The sequence below is a fragment of the Pseudomonas sp. WS 5078 genome, from assembly GCF_012985745.1.
In the GTDB taxonomy this organism is placed as follows: domain Bacteria; phylum Pseudomonadota; class Gammaproteobacteria; order Pseudomonadales; family Pseudomonadaceae; genus Aquipseudomonas; species Aquipseudomonas lundensis_A.
In genome coordinates, this window is the sequence record NZ_JAAQWX010000004.1 from 217676 (window position 1) to 238561 (window position 20886).

Sequence of the window (20886 nt, forward strand, 5' to 3'; positions counted from 1 at the left end):
CATCAGGCTGATCCATAGGGCTATAGCCGGACTGAACAGCCTGCACCACACGGTGGCGCAGGCCTGACTCACCGATACCTGAGGGCTTACGGCTGTGAGGGAAGGTGCCGCCTAGAAACCACTCAGCACGGCCATCATTGCAGGAAGTCACGTGTGCAGGGCATATGTTTCACTGAAGAGCGCATGCCACACCCAGCCATGCTCCCCTGTTGCCACATCAGTCACAGGCCGTTCACTGAACGTGATTCAAATCCCTGAGCGCGTCATAGGACTGATCAAGCGGCTGCCCAGGCTCAATGCCTCTGTCACCAGGCCGCGCAGGCGTTCGGTATTTTCTTCTTTGATGCTCTGCATCATCTTCTCGCCCAGGGTGCAGCTTTCATCGGCCGACAGCGGCGCTGCTCGCAAGATCAGTAAGCCGTGGTTGGTCAGGATGACTTCGAAAAATGACACCCCGGTCATACCGTCGAAGTGGATGTAACCGACGTCGGCCAACCACTTGATGGTGGCAAGGAAAAGGCTTTCTTCCTTCTCAAGTGCCTCACGGGTCCCGGCGCGCAACGTTGTGTAGTCGATGAAGTCTTCTGCGCTGATACTCACGGGCAAAGGAAAGCTGCGGTACAACTTGCCAAGAACCATTCCGGTGTACCAATCGAACAGTTCAATGTTGTTTGATGGCAGGGCATTGAATGAATGGACGTTTTTATCTTTCAAGTGACTGGCGAGTACGTTGAACATGCGAACCTCTGTCAGTGAAGTCATTGACTGCTGCAAATACGTACCCATGGGTATAGCACAGGGTTGCGTACGGCGTTTTTTAACGTTGAATCAGGGGCGGGTTCTGTTCTTTGCGTGGCATGAATGGATGACTGGATGTTTAAAAATACCCACAGAATCAGGCGCCTGGCTGGCTATTTAAAGCAGTGCTGCTTAACTACTCGCGTTAGCTCCGCGGCCACTTATTTTTGGAGGACGAATGTCCAAGCCTGCATGGATGCGCGCAACATGGATCACCGTTGCCTTGCTGGGTGTACTGGCTACGCCTGTGTACTCAGCGACTGAACGGACGTTGAAACTGGCCATCGGCGATGAGCCCACTGAAGGGTTTGATCCCATGCTGGGGTGGAGTCATGGCAGTTATTTGCTATTGCATAGCCCCTTGCTGAAACAGAATGAAGACCTGTCCTGGAGCAGCTTCCTGCTCAGCGGTTATCAAACTGACGAGGACGGTAAAACCTGGACCCTGACGCTCAAACCGGGATTGAAGTTTTCCGACGGCTCAGCGCTGGAGGCCAAAGACGTTGCCTACACGTACAACAATGCGGCTGCCAGCGGCGGCAAAGTCGATATGGGCAACTTTCTGAAGGCAGAAGCGGTTGATCCATTGACGGTGCGGATGACTCTCAAGGCCCCGCAAAGCACCTTCATCAATGTGCTGGGTTCCTTGGGCATCGTGTCTGCAGACCAGTACGACGCTAAAACCTATGCACAAAAACCGATTGGTGCCGGGCCTTATCGTTTGGTCAGCTATCAACCGGGTCAGCAACTGATTGTTGAAGCTAACCCTTATTACGCTGGGCACAAGAATGATTTCGCAAGGCTGGTGTTTGTGTTTCTCGATGAAGACAGCGCCTTTGCAGCAGCACAAAGCAAACAACTGGGCATTGTGCGGATTGCCCCCGCACTGGCGGTCACACCTGCACAAGGCATGAAGCTCTGGATACGCCCCAGTGTCGAAAACCGCGGCATTGTTTTGCCAACGGTGCCTTCTGGTAAAAAAGACGCGCAAGGCTACCCCATCGGCAACGATGTAACTGCCGATGTGGCCATTCGTAAAGCGATCAACTACGCGATCAACCGCCAGTTGCTGGCCGATCAGGTGCTGGAGGGGCATGCGACCCCGGCCTTTACAGGGGTTGAAGGGCTGCCATGGAATCACCCGGATGCTGCCTTCAAAGATGGCGACAGCGCCAAAGCCCGGCAGATCCTCGAAGACGCCGGGTGGGTAGAAACCCCCAGTGGTGTGCGCGAAAAAAACGGTCTGCCCGCCAAAGTGACCCTCTGGTACGCCAGCGGTGATGCCACGCGGCGTGACCTGGCTCAGGCCGTACGCGCCATGCTCAAGCCGGTCGGCATTGATGTGGACTTGCAGTCCGGCAGTTGGGAAACCGTCGAACGCAATATGCACGCCAATCCAACACTCTTCGGCTGGGGCAGCCTTGACCCGATGGAGCTTTACCACCACTACAGCAGCAAGGCGGCGGGCGTGGAGTATTACAATCCCGGCTATTACCGCAATCCGGTGGTGGATCAACACTTGCAGCAAGCTTTGGATGCGCCGAACTGGCAACAGGCTGTGCCGTTCTGGCAGCAGGTGGAGTGGGACGGCAAGACCGGCGTCGGGGTCAAAGGGGATGCCGCATGGGCGTGGTTGCTTAACGTGCAGCATACGTACCTGACCGATGAATGCATCGACTTGGGTAAGGGCGCGCCCGAAATTCACGGTTCATGGTCATTGCTCAATAGCCTTGATGGCTGGAAATGGACTTGCCAGTGATCCGGGAGGTCGTGTTTTTCGTGGTGCGCTTACTGGGGTTGTTGCTGGTGACGGCCGCAGGCACGTTCACATTGCTCAGCTTTTCTCCGGTTGACCCCATACGCGCTTATATCGGTAACGATTTGTTGCATGTCCCGCCCGAACAATACCCGTTGATTGCAGCGAGATGGGGCTTGGACCTGCCGTTGTGGGAGCGTTTCTGGCATTGGTTCACGCAAATGCTGCACGGCGATTTCGGCTATTCGATGCTGTACAACGCTCCGGTCTCACAGGTGATTGGCGAACGCTTTTCGACCTCGTTCGCGCTGCTGTTATCGGCGTGGCTGTTCTCGGGAATCGTCGGGTTGGCGATGGGCCTCACGGCTGGCCGTTATTTGAATCGCTGGCCAGATCGGCTGCTCTCGACCGTGTCCTACGTCTTGTCATCTTTGCCGACGTTTTGGATCGGTTTGTTACTGCTGTCGCTGTTTGCCGTGACCCTCAACTGGGCGCCGATTTGTTGTGCATGGACGCCCGGCAGCGACGCCGAAACTGCGACCTGGCGCGACAAGCTGCATCACCTGATCCTGCCCATGCTGGCGCTGGGATTATTGGGGGTTGGCAACATTGCGCTGCACACTCGCTCGCGAGTGGCTGAAGTCATGGGCAGTGAATTCATTCGTTATGCCCATGCTCAAGGGGACAAAGGTTGGCCTCTGGTCACGTTCCATGTGCTGCGTCACGCGTTGACGCCTGCCGTGTGCCTGCAATTTGCGTCGGTGGGCGAATTGATTGGCGGATCGTTGCTGGCCGAAAAAGTCTTTGCGTATCCGGGCTTGGGTCAGTCCACGATTGATGCGGGTTTGCGCGGTGATATCCCGCTGCTGATGGGCATCGTGATGTTTTGCGCGGTGCTGGTCTTTACCGGCAACAGCATTGCCAACGCGCTATTGCTGCGCCTCAATCGCGGGGCGGCGCGCCAGTCATGACTTTTAACCCTCAACGCGCCCTGTTACGCCTCAGTGCCTCGCTGTTACTGCTGATCCTGCTGATTGCCTACGGTATTTCGGTATCGGGCGAGGATGTCTCCATGGACTTGCTGGCGCGACGTCAAGCGCCCTCGATGCAGTTCTGGTTCGGGACCGACAGCCTTGGCCGTGATCTGTGGTTGCGTTGCTTTCAGGGCATGACCACCAGCCTGCACATCGGCCTCATTGCTGCGTTCAGCAGCGGCTTGCTGGCCATGCTTGCCGCGAGCCTGTGTGCAGTGAATAAAACCCTGGATTTCCTGATTCGTGGGCTGATCGACAGCGTCCTGTCCTTGCCTCATTTGTTGTTGCTGGTATTGATCTGCTTCACGCTCGGTGGCGGCAAACAAGGCGTGATCCTGGCAGTGGCACTTACCCACTGGCCACGTCTGGCGCTCATTCTGCGCGGGGAGCTGTTGCGAATCCGCGAGAGTGACTTCGTCATGTTGTCGCACAGGCTGGGCAACAGCAGTTTTTATCGCTGGCGCCACCATTTGCTACCGTTATTGCTGCCGCAATGGATCGTAGGCACCTTGCTGATGTTTCCCCATGCGGTTTTGCACTCGGCGGCCCTGAGTTTTCTGGGTTTTGGGCTGGCGCCCCATGACCCGTCGTTGGGTTTATTGCTGGCCGACGCCCTGCGTTACCTGAGCAGTGGCGCGTGGTGGTTGGCGTTTTTTCCGGGTTTGATTCTGGTGAGTCTGGTGCTGGTGTTCGACCAGTTTGCGCGGGCTTTGCAGCAGTTATGGATAAGGGTCACCTGATGCTGACATTCAACCGGTTCGCCATCGATATTGCCCACTACCATTGGTTTGGCCGTCCATCCTGGCATCCGCTGCTTAACAATATTTCCCTTGAGGTTCACCCCGGTGAATTGGTGGCGCTGGTGGGTTCAAGTGGTGAAGGCAAAAGCCTGCTGCTGCAAAGCACACTGGGCTTGCTGCCCGACAACATGCGTTGCAGGGGTGAGATCTGGCTGGACGGGCAATGCCTGAGTGACGCAGACAAAATCGATCAGCGGGGCAAAGACCTGTGCTATGTCCCTCAAGGCGTAAGTGCCCTCAATCCCTTGATCAAAGTAGGGCCGCAGTTACAAAGGGCTGGGCAATTAAGTGGCAGCGCCCTGGGCCTTGAGGATGTCGCCCGACAGCTGCAGCATTACAACTTGCAACCTGAACTGGTGGACGCGTATCCGCGCAGGTTGTCCGGCGGAATGGCCAAGCGGGTGCTGGCCAGTGGTGCTGCGTTGTCCCATGCCCGTTACATTCTTGCCGATGAAATCACCTCGTGGCTTGATGATGAACACGCCTGCCAACTGTTGGATCACTTTAAAAGCCTTTGCCTGCAAGGACGTGGAGTTTTATGGGTGACCCATGATCTGGCGCTGGCCGCACGGTTTGCCGACACCATTGCGGTGTTGCACCACGGTGAGCTGCACGAAACCGTGAGTGCGCAGGCGCTGCGCGACAACCGTGGCAGCCCCTGGTTGCAGTCGCTGTGGGCGGCACTGCCCGAGCAGCAATTCATTCACCGGCAAGTGCCGCAGCCGGAGTGCTCGCCCCATGCTTGATGTTCAGCAACTGACCATCGTGCAAAACGGCCAGCGGCTGTGGGACTCGGTATCGTTTCAAGTCAGCGCCGGGCAACGCCAAGGTATTTCGGCCCCCAGCGGCTATGGCAAAACCACCTTGGGCCGGGTGCTGGCGCAATGGCAAGGCGCGACGTCGGGGCGCATTACCGTGGACGCGAAACCGCTGGCGAAAAAGGGTTATTGCCCGATCCAGTTGGTGCCCCAACACCCCGAGTTGACCTTCAATCCGTATCGCAGCACGGGCGATAGCGTACGCGATGCGTGGTCTCCAACGGCCGCATGGCTAGAGAAGCTGGCGATCAGTCCGGCTTGGCTAAGTCGACGTCCTGACGAATTATCCGGTGGCGAACTGGCGCGTATTGCGTTGCTCAGGGCGCTGGACCCGCGCACGCGTTTTCTCATCGCCGATGAAGTGACCGCTCAGTTGGATGCGCATGTTCAGGCGCAGGTGTGGCAGGTGTTGCTTGAAGAAGTCGAGCGCCGTGAATTGGGGTTGATTGTGTTTAGCCACAACCAGGCGCTGCTGGACAAAGTCTGTTCAAACATCTGGTACCCGCAGGCTGAGGCCAATCAGTCCGGGTTGGCAACGATGCCATACAGCTCACAATAATCGGCCCACGCCATGCCTGCCATCTGCGCCACTTCACGGTGCACTTCCAGCCGTTGAGCGTCGAAGGCCTGATCGCTGTCAGAGGTCAGCTTCAGGGTCAATTCCCAGGCAAAAAATCCCAGCCGCTCAGCCTCGGCTTCAAACGCTTCGTTCAGGCGCTCCTGACGGTATTCTTGCTGCGACTGCCCAATGGCGCGGGCCTCAAGCGGGTTGAGCCGATCGAGTTGCTCCTTAAGCTCGGGGTGTGCTGCAAGAAAACGATCCAGGGCTTGTTGATGGATAGGGCCGGGTTCGGTCACGGGTGTCTCCTGGGGGTAAACGAATAGGGATTAACGGCGTTCATGTTGTTTGCGATAGGCGCCCGGTTGCACGCCAATGGCCTTGGTGAACGCACGGGTGAACGCTGCAATGGATTGATAACCAACTGCCGCGCAGGCTTGTTCGACGGTATTGTCCTTCTGCAGCAACTGGCAAGCATGGCGCATGCGCAAGGCCAGCAACACGTGCCCGGGCGATTGCCCGGCATGTTCGCTGAAGCGCTTGAAAAACGCCGAACGCGACAGACCCGTACAAGCGGCCATGCTTTCAAGGGTCCACGGCTGCTCCGGGTGTTCGATCAATTGTTGCAACAGGTTGGAGAATGCCGGTTGGCGCGCCAGTGCCACCAGCCCCCCGAGGTCGGGGTTGTGGTTGACTTGCTGACGCAGCACGTACAGAAACAACAAATGACTCAAGCGCTCCAGCAAGGTGGCAGAAGGGGCCGGGACACGCTCGCACTCGTCCAGGATCAACTGGAACACGCTGCGCGCGGCGCTGGAGGACGGGTCGTTGGCACGCAGGATCAGCCAGGCGGGCAGGGCTTCGAGGATCAGGTCAGAAAGGCCCGGCTGAAAGTGAAAAAATCCGCACACCAAGCCGACGCCTTCTTCTGCGCGTGGATCGAGTGTTTGCATGGTCTGACGCGGCAACTGTGCGGCCACCTCAGCGTCACTCGCGCTGGAAAGCCGGTAGTTGATGTCTTGCAGCAAAAACAGCGCGTCCCCGCCATCCAGTTGCACACCGTGAGCCTGCCCTTCCACGTGTAGCCAGCAATGCCCTTGCACGACCACGTGAAAACTGGCGCGGGCCAGTCCTTGGGTGCTGCTGTGCCAGCCACCGCAATAGCGCCCGACATGGAACAGGCTGGCGTCTAGCTCAAGGCTTTCTAATAACCAATCGATCAGTGGACTGGACGAATTCATCTAATGGAAACACTCAGAAGCAAGTAATCGCTACTTTAGAATATGGAATCAAATTTTTATAACCAACAGACTGTTCAGACACCTTTTGCAGGAGTCACTTCATGTCTCGCGTCACGCTTCATACCCTCGATTCTGCCCCCGAAGCGGCTAAGCCCTTTCTAGACGCCGCGCAGAAAAATGCCGGGTTCATTCCAAACCTGTTGGGGATTCTAGCCAATGCGCCGGCTGCGCTGGAGACTTATGTCACGGTTTCGGGCATCAATGGCAAGGCCGAGCTCACCCTGCCAGAAAGGGAAGTGGTGCAATTGATCGCGGCAACGCGCCATGGTTGCGACTTCTGTGTCGCAGGTCATACCGCCGTAGCGCAGAACAAGGCCAAACTGCCCGACGACGTCGTCAGTGCCCTGCGTGGGCAAACCGAACTGCCTGTAGAACGCCTCGAAGCATTGGCCGCTTTCACCCGCGAAGTAATTGCCAAACGCGGGGACGTCAGCGACGCCACTTACAACGAATTCAAGGCCGCCGGTTTTACTGAAGGCCAGGCGCTGGAAGTCATTCTCGGCGTAAGTTTGGCGACCCTGTGCAATTTTGCCAACGTGTTCGCCCGCACCCCGTTGAACCCTGAACTGGCGCGCTATAGCTGGACACGTCCCGAGTAATCCGGCGGTCCCGATTTAAAGGAGAAATCGACATGCTAGACCCTGTACTGAGTCATTGGCTGGATGCCGAAGCCGAGGCGCTTGATCTCGGCCACAGTGACCCGCAACACGTCCTGTCGCAACTGGCATCGGCCAATGTGCTACGGGTCGGCATCAGCCCGCAGCTGGGTGGCACCGGCGGCAATCTGGCGGACGCACTGGAAGTGATGGCCAGTGTCGCCAGCCATTCGTTGGCCTCGGCGTTTGTGTTTTGGGGCCAGCGCGCATTTATCGAATACCTGTTGCACAGCCCGAACACCGGGCTGCGCGACCGGTTGCTGCCTGATTTGCTGAGTGGCCAATTGGCGGGCGCAACCGGGCTGTCCAACGCGATGAAATTTTTGTCCGGGATCGAATCCCTGCAAGTGCGCGCCCGTGCCGAGACCAACGGCTGGGCGCTGGACGGTCGCTTGCACTGGGTCACCAATTTGCGCAAAAGCGGGTTTGTGGTCGCGGCGGCCGTTGAGCGTGAAGAGGGCGGCGCGCCTTTTGTGCTGGCAATCCCGGATGGTCTGCCGGGCGTGAAGCGTTCCGATGACCTTGAGCTGATGGGGTTGCAGTCAAGTAACACGGCCGCGCTGGATTTCCAGGCGGTGCAGGTCGCACAAGAGTGGCTGTTGCACGACAACGCCAGCGTCTTTCTGCCTGCCGTGCGCCCGGCGTTTTTAGGCCTGCAATGCGGGCTGTCGATCGGCTTGGCACGGCGCTCGTTGCAGGAGGCCGAAGCACACTTGCAAGGCCCGCGCTCCGGGTTGCTTGAGCTGTTGAATGAACAAAAAACGCACTTGGAAGCGCAGGTGGATGCCTTGAAAAGCGGCCTGCTGGAAGGTCGCTTCCTGGCAAACCCTGCAGCATTGTTCAACATCCGCATTGCCTTGGCCCACGCCACGGCCAGCGCGGTCCAGTTCGAGCTGCAAGCCAGTGGCGGCAAAGCGTACCTCTGCGCCCATGGCAGCGCGTTTGCCCGACGCTGGCGCGAGTCGGCGTTTGTGCCGATCGTCACCCCGAGTCTGGTGCAACTGCGGGCCGAGTTGCTGCGTCAGGCCAAGGTCAGCGCGTGATGAGCCCGGTCGTGCTGGAGGCGCGTGATATCACCCTCGGGTATGCCCTGGGGCAGGGGTGGCAATCGGTATTGGAGGGTTTCGACCTGCAACTGGCGCCGGGGGAGATTGTGTCGGTGCTGGGGCCCAGCGGGGTGGGGAAATCCAGCCTGTTGCGGGTGTTGGCGGGGTTGCAATCCCCGTATTCAGGCACGGTCAAGCTGCTGGGCGAGGCGGTCACTGCGCCCCACCCTCGAGTTGCGGTGGCATTTCAGGACCCAAGCCTGTTGCCTTGGCTGAATCTTGAAAGCAACGTCGCTTTTGGTCTGGATTTCGAGCGCCAGCCTAACGTGCCCGCCGCGACGCGCAAGGCGCGGGTCGAGCAGGCCATTGCTGAGGTGGGCTTGCAGCACGCGTTGGGCCAGTACCCGGCCCAGTTGTCGGGCGGTATGGCGCAGCGTGTGGCGCTGGCCCGTTGCCTGGCGCGTCAGCCTCAAGTGTTGCTGCTCGACGAGCCGTTTGGCGCGCTGGATGAAGTCACCCGCGCCGACATGCAGCAGTTGTTGCTCCGTGTGATTGCGCGGCATAACACGGCGGCGCTGTTGATTACTCACGATATTGACGAAGCCCTGCTGCTCAGCGACCGGATTCTGCTACTGGGCCACAGCCCGGCGCGGACCGTCGGCGAGTGGCGCATCGACCTCGCGCAGCCGCGTGAAGACCGCATCGATGAGCTGGGTGCATTGCGTATCGATATTCTCAAAACTCTTCGGCGGGCGAGCCGCACCTCTGTCACTGAACCTTTACCCGACTCGCTGGAGCTAGCACATGTGCCTGGACGACTTCACTCACACACGGCGTGACATTTTAAAACTCAGCGCGATGCTTACCGCGGCAGGCGCCTTGCCGATGCTCAGCAGCTTACAGGCGCGTGCGGCGGCTGAACCCGATGCGCCGGTGCGCATCGGTTACCTGCCGATCACCGATGCCACCCCTCTGTTAGTCGCGCACAACAACGGCTTGTTCGAGGCCGAAGGCATCAAGGCCGAGCGCCCGGTGTTGCTGCGCAGTTGGGCGCAGGTGATCGAAGCGTTTATCTCCGGGCAGGTCAATGTGATTCACTTGCTCTCGCCGATGACAGTGTGGGCGCGCTACGGCAGCAAAGTGCCCGCCAAAGTCGTGGCCTGGAACCATGTCGGCGGTTCCGGGCTGACCGTGGCCCCCAACATCACGGCGGTCAGTCAACTGGGCGGGCAATCCATTGCGATTCCGTTCTGGTACTCGATTCACAACGTTGTGGTGCAACAACTGTTTCGCGACAACGGCCTGCAACCTGTGACGCGTCCGGTGGGCAGCGCACTGGCCGCCAATGAAGTGAACCTGGTGGTGATGCCACCTTCCGATATGCCACCCGCCCTGGCCACAAAACGTATTGCCGGTTACATCGTGGCCGAGCCGTTCAACGCATTGGCTGAAAACTTGAACGTCGGCCGCGTGCAGCGCTTTACCGGCGACCTCTGGCGCAATCACGCGTGCTGCGTGGTGTTTATGCATGAGCACGACCTGAACAACCGCCCCGACTGGTCGCAAAAAGTGGTTAACGCCATCGTCAAGGCGCAACTCTGGACCCGTGATAACCGGCAGGCGGCAGCTCAATTGCTGGCCAAGGACGGTGATAACCGCTATACGCCGCACAGCAGCGCTGTGCTGCAAAAAGTACTGGCCCCCGCAGCCAGTGATCGTGCGCGCTATGAGGCCGAGGGTGCGATCCAGCACAGCGAGTGGGATGAGCAGCGCATTGATTTCCAGCCTTATCCGTTTGCCAGCTACACCGAAGCGCTGGTCACGCGTCTTAAACACACGCTGATTCAGGGCGACAATCAATTTCTGGCGGGCCTTGACCCCCAGCACGTGGCCACCGATCTGGTAGACGACCGCTTCGTCAAAAACAGCATCGCCGCCGTGGGGGGGCTCAAGGCGTTCGGTTTGCCCGACAGTTTTGAGCGCAGCGAGGAGTTTGGCTTTTGAACAAGACAGCGCCTTCTGCGAAACGCCAGTGGCTCCTGGGTAGCGCAGGACTGTTAAGCCTGTTGCTGGTTTGGTGGCTGGGCATCGAACTGTTGGGCAGCGAGCAAGGCTTGGCCGCCCGGTTTTCGCCGCAGGCAACATGTGCCAGCCTGTATGAGTTACTGGGCAGCGCTCAGCTCTATGAAAACGTTGGCGTGAGCCTCAAGCGTATCGTCGTCAGTCTGGTGATGGCGTTATTGATCGGTGTGCCATTGGGGCTGCTGATTGGCGGTTCGCGCAATCTGGAAGCTGCCACTACGCCAGCCTTTCAGTTCTTGCGCATGATTTCGCCCCTGTCGTGGATGCCGGTGGTGGTGATGCTGATGGGCGTAGGCGATCAGCCCATTTACTTCTTGCTGACCTTTGCAGCGGTATGGCCGATCTTGCTCAACACCATCGCCGGGGTGCGCCAACTGGACCCGCGTTGGCTGCAACTGAGCCGCAGCTTGAGTGCCACACGCCGGGAAACCTTGCGTCGGGTGATCCTGCCCGGCGTAGTGGGGCATGTGCTGACCGGCGTGCGGCTTTCAATCGGCATTTTGTGGATCGTACTGGTGCCCTGCGAAATGCTCGGGGTGAGTGCGGGGTTGGGGTATTTCATCCTCGACACGCGTGATCGGCTGGCCTATTCGGAACTGATGGCCATGGTGTTGCTGATTGGCGTATTGGGGTTTGCGCTCGATGCAATCGCTCGCGGCGTGCATCGACGCTGGGTGCATGCAGCCTGACAACACTCAACGTTCGCTGAGCAGTCCGTTGCCCGGTGGGGTTCTGTGAGGCGCTGCGTGACGGCCAGTCAGGATGTACAACACGTCGACGCCGACCAGGGTGATAGCCGCCAGATAAGGCGCGCGCGGCAGGCTCATGTCGCGTTCATACAGGCTTTGCGCGTGCCGACCGACGCCCCCGGCCGCGGCCAATTGCTTTTGCGTGAGGTGAAGGCGCAGGCGCTCCTGTAGCAATCGTTTTCCGTATGTACTCATTTTGTCGCCTGTTCTAGGCACCGGTGGGATGTAAAAAGAGTAATAGAAGTGGGGAAAGAGGAAAAGGGTTGAAACATGGCCTGTAGCCATCGCGCCGAGGGTGTTCCAGGAAGGGGCAGGATCGCGGTGAGCGATCCTGCCCGTCGCCCGTGTTTACACGCGGTGTTTTTTCTCGGCCTCTGGCAGGAACCAGTTGAGCAGCAGGGCGCAAATACCGCCCGTCGCCACACCGGATTCCAGCACGTCGCGCAAGGAGGCTGGCATGTGCGCCAGGAACTCGGGCACTTGCGATACACCCAGGCCCAGCGCCAGCGACACGGAGATGATCAGCAGGGCTCGCCGGTCCAGCGTGGTACTGGCCAAAATATTGATCCCCGACGCGGCCACTGCACCAAACATCACCATGGCGGCACCGCCCAGCACAGGCTCGGGGACTGCTTGAATTGCCCCGGCAACGCTCGGGAACAGGCCGAGCAGAATCAGCATGGCGGCGATCCACACACCGATGTGACGGCTGGCAATGCCGGTCAGCTGAATCACGCCGTTGTTCTGGGCAAAGATCGAGCTGGGGAACGTATTGAAAATACCGGCCAGCAGCGAGTTGGCCCCGTTGACCAGTACGCCGCCCTTGATGCGCTGCATCCACAGCGGGCCTTCAACCGGCTGGCGCGACACTTTGCTGGTGGCCGTCACATCGCCAATCGCTTCCAGCGAGGTGACGAGGTAAATCACCAGCATCGGAATGAACAGCGCCCACGAGAACCCAAGGCCAAAATGCAGCGGCACCGGCACTTGAAACAGCTCGGCCTGATGCATGCCGGTAAAGTCCAGACGCCCCAGATAGCCTGCCAGCGCATAGCCCACGGCCAGTGCGATGACAATCGCGCAACTGCGCATCCACACCAGCGGGATGCGGTTGAGGATCACGATGATCGCCAGCACCACGCCCGAGAGCATGAGGTTTTCGCCATTGGCAAAAGTGCCATTGCCCATCGCGGTAAAGCCGCCGCCCATGCTGATCAGGCCGACCTTGATCAACGTCAGGCCGATCATTAGCACCACGATGCCAGTCACCAGCGGGGTGATCATCCGTTTGACGAAGGGCAGGACCCGCGAAATGCCCATTTCAACGAAGGAACCGGCAATCACCACGCCAAAAATTGCAGCCATTACGCTTTCCACGGGCGTGCCTTGTTTGACCATCAACGCGCCGCCCGCAATCAGCGGGCCGACGAAGTTGAAACTGGTGCCTTGCACAATCAGCAAACCGGCGCCGAACGGGCCGAAGCGTTTGCACTGCACAAACGTGGCGATCCCCGAGATCACCAGTGACATGGAGACGATCAAGTTGGTGTCACGGCTGGACACACCCAGTGCCTGACAGATCAGCAGGCCGGGGGTGACGATCGGAACGATGATGGCAAGCAAGTGTTGCAGGGCCGCCAGAAAGCCGATCCACGGCTTGGGGCGGTCCTCAAGGCCAAAGACCAGATCGCTGTTCTGGGACTCGGCTTCAAGCGGCGTTTTGGGAGTGGTCATGGCGAGCGCCCTTGGAAAAAAGAGCGCGATTCTACTGGTCTTGTGCCATGACGCCCAGCGTTTGCGTGCATAAGCGTTGCATTGAACCCGTCGCGGGCTTTAATCAGTCGAATGTTTAGGCCCGCCGACGGTCCGAAAGAATGCCGCCCCGGCTGTCAGTCCCCCTGAAACAAGGACCCGTGCCCATGCTTGAACCCACCTGGACCGCCCTCAAACACCACCGCCGCCTTCATCAGATCATTGCCACGCTGGTGCGTTTTGGCGCGCAGGACGTGGTGGTGCGACTGGGGCTCGGGCGTTTGCTCACTCAGGTCAGCGCAGAACCGGGCGAGTCGCTGCCTGCCAGCACCGCGCAGCGGGTGCGCATGGCGTTGGAGACCCTGGGCCCGACCTTTATCAAGTGCGGGCAGATTCTGGCCAGCCGCAGCGACATCCTGCCCCCGGCGTGGGTTACGGAGCTGCAAGGGCTGCACAGTCAGGTCGCGACCTTGCCATGGGAGGCACTGCAAGCGCAGGTGCTTGAGGATTTGGGCGGCGCGCTGGAGGAGGTGTTTGCGGCGTTCGACACTCATCCGCTGGCGGCGGCCTCAATGGCGCAGGTGTACCGCGCGCGCTTGCACAATGGCGAGGAGGTGGTGGTCAAGGTTCAGCGTCCCGGGTTGAGGGGCAAAATAACGGCGGACCTGCAACTGCTGGAAAGCGTCGCTCAGTTAATTGAACAAAATGAGGCACTGGCGGTGTATCAGCCACGCCAAATGGTGCGCCAACTGGCGCGGGCGATGCTTGAGGAACTCGATTTCACGCAGGAGGGTCAGCATTGCGACAGCGTCGCCCAGCATTTTGAACACGATCCTGCCATCGTGATCCCGCGTATTCATTGGGCCTATAGCAGTCAGCGCCTGCTGGTGCAGGAATTTCTCCCCAGCTTTACGCCGCTGGAGCGCGAGGCGTTGATTGCCCAAGGCCTGGACCCCGGTTTGTTGGCCCAACGCGGGGCCAAAGCGTTCATCAAAATGTTGCTGGAGGATGGTCTGTTCCATGGTGACCCGCACCCCGGCAACCTGCGGGCCATGAGCGACAATCGTGTCGGGTTTATCGACTTCGGCATGGTCGGGCGCCTGGATGAGCGGCGGCGGCTGGAGGTCATGACCTTTATGCGTGCTCTGACCCAGGGCAGCACCGAAACCCTGATCTCGGTCTTGATCGACTGGAATGGCGAGCGGGTGCAGGACGTGACGCTGATCGAACGCGCGGCGCGCCAATACATGGCACGGCACACCCGGCCACCTTTGAAGATGAGCGCGCTGATTACCGATTTTCTGGATGTGATGCGCGAATACCGCTTGCTGTTGCCCCCGGACCTGCTGGTGTTGTTCAAGGCGTTGATCACAGCGGATGGCGTGCTGACCCGGCTGGATCCGGAGCTGGACCTGGTGGCGACGGCCAAGCCTGCGGTGCAGAAGATGTTCCGTGAGCAACTCAGCTGGAAAGTCGCCCGGCGCCTGGGAATAGAAGGGCTGGAGTTAGGGCGGGGGGTGTTGGGTGACTTGCCGCAACTGACTCGCTTGATGGTGCATCGCCTCAAGCACGGGGTGCTGGACTTGAAAGTCGATGTGCCAGGTGTCGAAAAGCTGGAACGGTCGCTGCGCCTGGCTTCGACGCGTTTGTCGCTGGCGCTGTTGATCAGTGCGCTGTTGATCGCCTTTGGCCCTCAGATCGCGGCGGCGGGGCCCGTGTGGCAAGGGCTTTCGGCCATTGGCTGGCTGGCGGGGATTGCTACGCTGGGCGGGTTGCTGGCGTTTTTGTGGAGCTTATTCAAAGGCTCTTGACGCCACACGAGGCCGCGCCGTTGACGCCGGACGCAGCCTCGTGCATGCCAAAGTGTTACACGTGCAGCGCATGCCCCAAGGCGCGCAGGGCCGCTTCTTGCACCGCCTCGCCCAAGGTCGGGTGCGCATGAATGGTGCCGGCAATGTCTTCCAGGCACGCGCCCATTTCCAGGGATTGGCCAAAGGCCGTCGACAGCTCCGACACCCCGGCGCCGACGGCCTGCCAGCCGACAATCAAGTGGTTATCACGCCGTGCCACGACGCGCACGAAACCGGTTTTGGATTCCAGGGTCATGGCCCGTCCATTGGCCGCGAACGGGAAGCTGGCGCTGAGGCAGTCCAGCCCTGCCGCCTCAGCCTCGGCCGGGGTTTTACCGACCACGACGATTTCCGGATCGGTGAAACACACCGCGGCAATCGCCGCTGGGCTGAATTCACGTTGCTTGCCAGCGATGAGCTCGGCCACCATTTCCCCCTGCGCCATGGCGCGGTGGGCCAGCATCGGTTCGCCGGTCAGGTCGCCAATCGCCCACACGTTGCGCATGCTGGTCTGGCAACGGTTGTCGACACGGATCGCCGGGCCGTTCATGGCCAATGCCAGGGTTTCCAGGTTGAAGCCCTGGGTGCGCGGGCGACGCCCAACGGCCACCAGTACCTGATCGGTCTCCAACGTCTGGCTTTCGCCCATGCGATTGCGCATGGACAACGTGCGGGTGCTGGCCTGGAAACCTTCCACGCTGTGCTCCAGATACAACGTGATCCCCAATGCTTTGAGGGATTCAGCGACAGGTTGGGTCAGCTCCATGTCATAGGTAGGCAGGATGCGCTCGCGGGCCTCCACCACCGTGACCTCGGCGCCCAGCTTGCGGTAGGCAATCCCCAATTCGAGGCCGATGTAGCCGGCCCCCACGATGGTCAGGCGCTTCGGAATACTGGCCGGGTTCAGGGCCTCGGTGGACGAAATAATGGCACCGCCAATCGGCAGTATCGGCAGATCAACCGTCTGCGACCCGGTGGCCAGCAGCAAGTGTTCGCACTCCAGGCGCTGGCCGTCCACCTCAACGGCCTTGCCATCCAGAATACGCGCCCAGCCGTGGATGACCTTGACGCCATTTTTTTTCAGCAACGCGCCGACGCCTGTGGTCAGGCGATCAACGATGCCGTTCTTCCATTGCACGCTTTGATCGATGTCGAGGGTCGGGGCTGTGGTCTTGATACCCAACGGCGAACTGCCCGTACTGTAGCGTTGCGAGGTATGGAACTGCTCGGCCACGTGAATCAAGGCTTTGGACGGAATGCAGCCGACATTCAGGCACGTTCCGCCCAGCGACTGGCCTTCGATAAGGACCGTTGGAATGCCCAGTTGGCCAGCGCGGATGGCAGCGACGTAACCGCCGGGGCCGCCGCCGATAATCAGCAGCGTGGTGTGTTGAGTTGGCTGCATGTTCACTCCACAAACAGGGTGGCAGGTTGTTCGAGCAAGCCACGCATGGCCTGGATAAAGAGCGCCGCGTCCATGCCGTCCACCACGCGGTGGTCGAACGAGCTGGAGAGGTTCATCATTTTGCGCACCACGATCTGGCCTTTGACCACCACCGGGCGTTCGACGATGCGGTTGACGCCAATGATCGCCACTTCCGGCAGGTTGACCACCGGGGTACTGACGATTCCGCCCAGCGCGCCGAGGCTGGTCAGGGTAATGGTCGATCCCGACAGGTCTTCGCGGGCGGCCTTGCCAGTGCGCACGGCAGTGGCCAGTCGCGTGATCTCATCCGAAGCGCCCCACAGCGTCAGGGTTTCGGCGTGCTTGACCACGGGGACCATGAGGCCGTTGTCACTTTGCGCCGCCACCCCGACGTGCACCGCGCCAAAGCGGGTAATGACCTGTGCCTGATCGTCATAACGCACGTTGATCTGCGGGAAATCACGCAGTGCAACCACCATGGCCCGCACGAGAAAGGGCAGCAGGGTCAGTTTGCCGCGGCTGTCACCCCATTTCTGGTTGAGCTGGACGCGCAGTTCTTCGAGGGCCGTCACGTCCACTTCTTCGACGTAGCTGAAATGCGCGGCACGGCGCTTGGCATCTTGCATGCGCTCAGCGATTTTGCGGCGCAGGCCGATGACCGGAATCTGTTGCTCGTCGGTGCGTTTGGCGTAACCGGCCATGGGCGCAGGGCTGGTCTGTGTGTCCTGAGCCAAGTAGGCGTCCAGGTCATCGTGCAGCACGCGGCCAGCGGGGCCGGTGCCGATTACGAAGCGCAATTCGATACCGGCGTCCCACGCGCGTTTACGCACTGCCGGCGAGGCCAGCGGACGCTCATTGGCCTCACGGGCGACCGGTGCCGGGCGCGCCGCAGGTTGGGCAGGCGGGGCGGACACGGCGGCCACTTCGACCCGGGCCTGGGGTGCAGCTTTTGCCGCTGCTGGTGCTGGTGCTGCGGCGGGTTCGACGGGGGCGGCGGCACTTTCGCGCAGGTTGCCAGCCCCTTCGACTTCGATGCGAATCAGTTCGCTGCCCACGGCCATCACTTCACCGGGCTGGCCGCCCAGTGCCAACACCTTGCCCGCCACAGGCGAAGGAATATCCACCGTGGCTTTGTCGGTCATCACGTCGGCAACCACTTGATCTTCGCTGACCATGTCACCGACTTTGACAAACCATTCCACCAGTTCCACTTGCGCAATGCCTTCGCCAATGTCCGGCATCTTAATAACGTGCGTACCCATTCAGACCTCCATAACCCGTTGCAAAGCTGCTCCCACTCGCGCCGGGCCGGGGAAATAAGCCCACTCCTGTGCATGCGGGTAGGGCGTATCCCAGCCCGTAACACGCTCGATTGGCGCTTCCAGGTAATGGAAACAGTGCTCTTGAACCAGTGCGATCAGTTCGGCGCCAAAGCCGCACGTGCGGGTGGCCTCGTGCACGACAACGCAACGGCGGGTCTTTTTCACGGAATTGACGATGGCATCCAGGTCCAGTGGCCACAGGCTGCGCAGGTCAATGACTTCGGCGTCAATGCCGGTTTCTTCAGCTGCGACTTGCGCCACATACACGGTGGTGCCGTAGGTGAGGATGGTGACTTCAGTGCCGGGGCGCACGATGGCTGCGCAGTCCAGCGGAACGGTGTAATAGCCGTCCGGTACCAGGCTGGCGGCGTGTTTGGACCATGGGGTCACGGGGCGTTCGTGGTGACCGTCAAACGGGCCGTTGTACAGGCGCTTGGGTTCGAGAAAAATCACCGGGTCATCGTTTTCGATGGCGGCGATCAGCAGGCCTTTGGCGTCGTAGGGGTTGGACGGCATCACCGTGCGCAGGCCGCAGACCTGGGTGAACATCGCTTCAGGGCTCTGGCTGTGGGTCTGGCCGCCGTAAATTCCCCCGCCGCAGGGCATGCGCAGGGTCATCGGCGCAATGAATTCGCCAGCCGAGCGGTAACGCAAACGGGCAGCTTCGGAGACGATTTGATCAGACGCCGGGTAGAAGTAGTCGGCAAACTGGATCTCGGCCACCGGGCGCAGGCCGTACGCCCCCATACCGACCGCTGCGCCGACGATGCCGCTTTCGGAGATCGGCGCGTCGAATACCCGCGATTTGCCATATTTGGCCTGCAGGCCTTCGGTGCAGCGGAATACACCGCCGAAGTAGCCCACGTCCTGACCAAACACCACCACGTTATCGTCGCGCTCAAGCATCACGTCCATGGCCGAGCGCAAGGCCTGGATCATCGTCATGGTGCTGGTGCTCACGGCGTTCTCCATCTGAATTTTATTGTTGTCGTTCATCTGGTTATAACCCCAATTGCTGACGTTGCCGACGCAGGTGCTCGGGCATGTCCTTGTACACGTCCTCAAAAATCGTCGCCGCGCTCGGCATCTGCCCGCCCGCCAGGGTGCCGAAACGTTCGGCTTCCTTTTGTGCGCCGATGATTTCGGCTTCGAGCTCGGCGCTGACTGCCGCGTGTTCTTCTTCGGACCAATTGCCCGTGGCGATCAGGTGCTGTTTAAGGCGAATGATCGGATCACCCAGCGGGAAGTGGCTCCAGTCATCCGCAGGGCGGTACTTGGAAGGGTCATCAGAGGTTGAATGCGGGCCTGCGCGATAGGTGACCCATTCGATCAGCGTCGGGCCCAGATTGCGGCGGGCACGTTCAGCAGCCCATACCGAGGCCGCGTAGACGGCGATGAAGTCGTTGCCGTCGACCCGCAGGGAAGCGATGCCGCACCCCACGCCACGCCCGGCGAAGGTCGTGGATTCGCCCCCGGCGATGGCCTGGAACGTGGAAATGGCCCATTGGTTATTCACCACGTTGAGGATTACCGGAGCGCGGTATACGTGGGCGAAGGTAAGGGCGGTGTGGAAATCGGATTCGGCGGTAGCGCCGTCGCCGATCCAGGCGGAAGCAATTTTGGTATCACCCTTGATGGCCGACGCCATGCCCCAGCCCACCGCCTGTACGAATTGGGTGGCGAGGTTCCCGGAAATACTGAAGAAACCGTAGTCGCGTACCGAATACATGATTGGCAACTGGCGGCCCTTGAGTGGGTCGCGCTCGTTGGACAGCAACTGGCAGATCAGGTCCACCAACGGCACGTCGCGGGCCATCAGGATGCTTTGCTGGCGATAGGTGGGGAAGCACATGTCGTCAAGGTTCAGTGCCAGCGCCTGAGCACTGCCGATGGCTTCTTCGCCCAGGCTTTGCATGTAAAACGACATTTTTTTCTGCCGCTGGGCGACCACCATGCGGGCGTCAAAGATGCGGGTTTTGAGCATGGCGCGCATGCCGGCACGCAGCACGTGCATCGGAACGCCTTCGGCCCACGGACCAAGGGCCTGGCCTTGATCATCGAGCACGCGAATCAGGCCCTTGGCCAAGTCGGCGGTGTCTGCCGGTTCTACATCGATGGGCGGCTTGCGTACCAGGCCGGCGTCGGTCAAACGCAGGTAGCTGAAATCGGTCTTGCAGCCCGGACGGCCGGAAGGTTCAGGAACGTGCAGGCGCAGTGGTGCATATTCTTCATTCATGGCTTTCTCTACGCTCGATCTTGTCGTGTTTTATTAGGGCGCGGGAGCTAGGTACTGCATGCAAGAAATGTCAGGTGAACCGCCAGATCTTGTCCTACAACAATCATATTCCGGACAGTGAAGAATATTTATCTGTAGTTCGTTGTGCTTTACAGCGAATAAGGATAAGAATTCTGCATAAACATAAAAAACAGGTGGTTTTGTCTCATGCGCAAGCTGGATCGAACGGATATCGGGATTCTCAACAGCCTTCAGGAGAACGCGCGCATCACCAATGCGGACCTTGCGCGCTCGGTAAACCTGTCGCCCACCCCGTGTTTCAACCGGGTCAAAGCGATGGAGGAGCAGGGGTTGATTCGCGAGCAAGTGACTTTGCTCGACGCCGACATGCTGGGCCTGCACGTCAACGTGTTCATTCACGTCAGCCTGGAGAAACAGGTGGAAGAGGCCCTGCAACATTTCGAAGCTGCCATTTCGGACCGGCCTGAAGTGATGGAGTGCTATTTGATGGCGGGGGACCCCGACTATCTGATTCGCGTACTGGTGCCGAGCATTCAGGCGCTTGAGCGCTTCATGATGGACTTCCTGACCAAGGTGCCGGGTGTTGCCAACATCCGCTCCAGCTTTGCCCTCAAGCAAGTGCGTTACAAAACCGCGCTGCCGTTGCCGCCGGGCGGGTTGGTGCTTGAAGAACGCTGAGT

Annotated in this window: 21 protein-coding genes; 12 read left to right on the forward strand and 9 right to left on the reverse strand. The window is 59.9% G+C overall.

Annotated features, from left to right (window positions below):
• Positions 1–246 precede the first annotated feature (246 nt).
• On the reverse strand, positions 247–738 hold the full coding sequence (locus HBN68_RS08255) for a hypothetical protein (protein ID WP_094994475.1): 492 nt from the start codon (positions 736–738) through the stop codon (positions 247–249).
• 238 nt (positions 739–976) lie between these two features.
• Between HBN68_RS08255 and HBN68_RS08260 the strand changes: the two genes are divergently transcribed.
• Genes HBN68_RS08260 through HBN68_RS08280 form a run of 5 tightly spaced genes read left to right on the forward strand, consistent with a single transcriptional unit; the run spans position 977 to position 5765 of the window.
• A complete protein-coding gene (locus tag HBN68_RS08260) occupies positions 977–2557 on the forward strand; it encodes an ABC transporter substrate-binding protein (RefSeq protein WP_094994474.1) in 1581 nt (526 codons plus the stop codon).
• On the forward strand, positions 2542–3525 hold the full coding sequence (locus HBN68_RS08265; RefSeq protein ID WP_178088474.1) for an ABC transporter permease: 984 nt from the start codon (positions 2542–2544) through the stop codon (positions 3523–3525). The genes HBN68_RS08260 and HBN68_RS08265 overlap by 16 nt, the downstream gene beginning before the upstream one ends.
• A complete protein-coding gene (locus HBN68_RS08270; RefSeq protein WP_094994472.1) occupies positions 3522–4328 on the forward strand; it encodes an ABC transporter permease in 807 nt (268 codons plus the stop codon). Before HBN68_RS08265 ends, HBN68_RS08270 begins: the two co-directional genes overlap by 4 nt.
• Entirely contained in the window at positions 4328–5134 is an 807-nt protein-coding gene (locus HBN68_RS08275; protein ID WP_169963440.1) for an ATP-binding cassette domain-containing protein, read from the forward strand. Before HBN68_RS08270 ends, HBN68_RS08275 begins: the two co-directional genes overlap by 1 nt.
• Entirely contained in the window at positions 5127–5765 is a 639-nt protein-coding gene (locus tag HBN68_RS08280; protein WP_169963438.1) for an ATP-binding cassette domain-containing protein, read from the forward strand. The genes HBN68_RS08275 and HBN68_RS08280 overlap by 8 nt, the downstream gene beginning before the upstream one ends.
• Here HBN68_RS08280 and HBN68_RS08285 read toward each other — a convergent pair.
• Entirely contained in the window at positions 5726–6064 is a 339-nt protein-coding gene (locus tag HBN68_RS08285) for a DUF6388 family protein (RefSeq protein ID WP_094994469.1), read from the reverse strand. The genes HBN68_RS08280 and HBN68_RS08285 overlap by 40 nt on opposite strands.
• 30 nt (positions 6065–6094) lie before the next feature.
• Positions 6095–7006, reverse strand: coding sequence for an AraC family transcriptional regulator (locus HBN68_RS08290; protein WP_094994468.1), 912 nt, complete (start codon positions 7004–7006; stop codon positions 6095–6097).
• 101 nt (positions 7007–7107) lie between these two features.
• On the opposite strand from HBN68_RS08290, the gene HBN68_RS08295 reads away from it, so the two are divergent.
• The 5 genes from HBN68_RS08295 to HBN68_RS08315 are packed head-to-tail and all read left to right on the forward strand — an operon-like array spanning position 7108 to position 11539.
• Positions 7108–7665: a carboxymuconolactone decarboxylase family protein gene (locus HBN68_RS08295; protein ID WP_094994467.1), complete on the forward strand. Its 558-nt coding sequence runs from the start codon at positions 7108–7110 to the stop codon at positions 7663–7665.
• A 32-nt stretch (positions 7666–7697) separates the two neighbouring features.
• Positions 7698–8765 (forward strand): acyl-CoA dehydrogenase family protein, encoded by a 1068-nt coding sequence (locus HBN68_RS08300; RefSeq protein WP_169963436.1) that lies wholly within the window; start codon positions 7698–7700, stop codon positions 8763–8765.
• Positions 8765–9607, forward strand: a complete 843-nt coding sequence (locus HBN68_RS08305; RefSeq protein WP_169963434.1) for an ABC transporter ATP-binding protein — start codon at positions 8765–8767, stop codon at positions 9605–9607. Before HBN68_RS08300 ends, HBN68_RS08305 begins: the two co-directional genes overlap by 1 nt.
• Positions 9573–10772 carry an ABC transporter substrate-binding protein gene (locus HBN68_RS08310; RefSeq protein WP_169963431.1) on the forward strand — a complete coding sequence of 400 codons (1200 nt, stop codon included), beginning with the start codon at positions 9573–9575 and terminating at the stop codon, positions 10770–10772. Before HBN68_RS08305 ends, HBN68_RS08310 begins: the two co-directional genes overlap by 35 nt.
• A complete protein-coding gene (locus tag HBN68_RS08315) occupies positions 10769–11539 on the forward strand; it encodes an ABC transporter permease (protein WP_094994463.1) in 771 nt (256 codons plus the stop codon). Before HBN68_RS08310 ends, HBN68_RS08315 begins: the two co-directional genes overlap by 4 nt.
• 6 nt (positions 11540–11545) lie before the next feature.
• Here HBN68_RS08315 and HBN68_RS08320 read toward each other — a convergent pair whose 3' ends face one another.
• Positions 11546–11794 (reverse strand): transcriptional regulator, encoded by a 249-nt coding sequence (locus HBN68_RS08320; RefSeq protein WP_094994462.1) that lies wholly within the window; start codon positions 11792–11794, stop codon positions 11546–11548.
• Positions 11795–11947: 153 nt separating this feature from the next.
• Positions 11948–13333: a uracil-xanthine permease family protein gene (locus tag HBN68_RS08325; RefSeq protein ID WP_169963429.1), complete on the reverse strand. Its 1386-nt coding sequence runs from the start codon at positions 13331–13333 to the stop codon at positions 11948–11950.
• A 185-nt stretch (positions 13334–13518) separates the two neighbouring features.
• Here HBN68_RS08325 and HBN68_RS08330 point away from each other — a divergent pair, with 185 nt between their 5' ends.
• A complete protein-coding gene (locus HBN68_RS08330) occupies positions 13519–15162 on the forward strand; it encodes an AarF/UbiB family protein (protein ID WP_169963427.1) in 1644 nt (547 codons plus the stop codon).
• 55 nt (positions 15163–15217) lie between these two features.
• Here HBN68_RS08330 and lpdA read toward each other — a convergent pair whose 3' ends face one another.
• The 4 genes from lpdA to HBN68_RS08350 are packed head-to-tail and all read right to left on the reverse strand — an operon-like array spanning position 15218 to position 20185.
• The gene (lpdA, locus tag HBN68_RS08335; RefSeq protein ID WP_169963425.1) at positions 15218–16606 is read right to left on the reverse strand and encodes a dihydrolipoyl dehydrogenase; all 1389 of its coding nucleotides are present in this window, start codon (positions 16604–16606) and stop codon (positions 15218–15220) included.
• A 2-nt stretch (positions 16607–16608) separates the two neighbouring features.
• Positions 16609–17889 carry a dihydrolipoamide acetyltransferase family protein gene (locus tag HBN68_RS08340; protein ID WP_169963423.1) on the reverse strand — a complete coding sequence of 427 codons (1281 nt, stop codon included), beginning with the start codon at positions 17887–17889 and terminating at the stop codon, positions 16609–16611.
• Positions 17890–18945 carry an alpha-ketoacid dehydrogenase subunit beta gene (locus tag HBN68_RS08345; protein ID WP_094994457.1) on the reverse strand — a complete coding sequence of 352 codons (1056 nt, stop codon included), beginning with the start codon at positions 18943–18945 and terminating at the stop codon, positions 17890–17892. It abuts the gene before it with no gap.
• Between the two features lie 4 nt (positions 18946–18949).
• Positions 18950–20185 carry a 3-methyl-2-oxobutanoate dehydrogenase (2-methylpropanoyl-transferring) subunit alpha gene (locus tag HBN68_RS08350; RefSeq protein WP_169963421.1) on the reverse strand — a complete coding sequence of 412 codons (1236 nt, stop codon included), beginning with the start codon at positions 20183–20185 and terminating at the stop codon, positions 18950–18952.
• 207 nt (positions 20186–20392) lie between these two features.
• Between HBN68_RS08350 and bkdR the strand changes: the two genes are divergently transcribed.
• Positions 20393–20884: a Bkd operon transcriptional regulator BkdR gene (gene bkdR, locus HBN68_RS08355; RefSeq protein WP_094994455.1), complete on the forward strand. Its 492-nt coding sequence runs from the start codon at positions 20393–20395 to the stop codon at positions 20882–20884.
• Positions 20885–20886: the final 2 nt, after the last annotated feature.